Raw genomic sequence first — 1,305 nt, forward strand, 5'->3', positions numbered from 1 at the left:
CTTTTTGTATTTCTCTTGGCACAAACCAACCATCAACGCTCAGGCACCGAAATTGGGTTACGCCGAGTATCTACAAAAATGGGACTGGGTGCTTGGTACTGGGATCTACATTGATGACATCGACCAACAAGTTGCCATGCAGCGTGAATTGCGCAAGCAAGAGTTAAATCAACACACTTTATCTGCGGTTACAATCTCGGTGATTGGCCTGATTATTACCAGCATCTTAACCAGCATTGCTGTTTCGAAAGGCATTAAACCACTTCAGCACGTCGCCGATTCTCTCAAAGATGTTGCTGCGGGTGGCGGTGACTTAACTGCGCGTCTAAAAGTGGAAAGTAAAGACGAAGTTGGCGAAGTCGCGGCTGCCTTTAATGAATTTATGGATAAACTTCACCCACTGATGCAGGACATTCATCGATCTGCTTCTGCCGTTCAAACAGTTTCTGAAGAACTGAATGATCAAACGCGCACAGCGAGCGGTCAAATGCAGAGTCACTGTTTGGAAACGGATAAAGTGGTGACAGCCGTAACAGAGATGAGCATGACGGCAAAAGAAGTCGCGAGCAATACAAATGCCACTGCGCAGGCCATTGACGATGCGAACGATCAGGTCACCGAAGCCCAGCGAGAGGTTGAACAAGCGATTCAAGGCATTACTGAGTTGGTTACAGAGATCAACAGCACATCGGATGCTATCTCTGAGTTGAGTCAGCAAACGGAGCAGATTACCAAAGTATTGGATGTGATTGGCGAGATTGCTGAGCAGACCAACTTATTGGCGCTCAATGCGGCAATTGAAGCCGCGCGAGCGGGCGAGCAAGGGCGTGGATTTGCAGTGGTGGCCGATGAAGTGCGTTCACTAGCGAGCCGTACGCAAAATAGCACTCATGAAATTGGCGATATGCTTAAACAGCTACAAAGTGGGGTATCTCGAGCCGTCACGACCATGTCCGCCAGTCAAGAACGCGGCGTGAAAACGGCTGAAGAGTCGGCACTGATTCAACAGTCTTTGTCTGGTGTCCACCATTCTATTGGTACAATTCGAGATATGGGAATTCAAACCGCATCAGCGGCAGAAGAACAAAGTGCGGTGGCGGAAGACATCAACCAGAACTTGGTGGCGATTCAACAGATCGTCAACAACATCAATGATACCTTGCAACACGCAGAAACGATCAGCACTCAGTTGTCACAATCCGGCACGGAAACTCCCGATCTGGTTGGCAACTTTACACTCTGATGAACCATTAAATTGCACATAAAATCAGTGTGGAACGCAGAAAGCGAAAGCCCCCCTCGACT

The 1,305-nt window shown here is 48.5% G+C and carries 1 protein-coding gene; it reads left to right on the forward strand.

Going from position 1 to position 1,305, the window contains the following annotated elements:
• The coding region (locus R7040_RS24480) for a methyl-accepting chemotaxis protein (RefSeq protein WP_318097271.1) at positions 1 to 1,243 on the forward strand (1,243 nt) is incomplete at its 5' end.
• Positions 1,244 to 1,305 lie beyond the last annotated feature (62 nt).

This window comes from Vibrio sp. 1069, assembly GCF_033340555.1.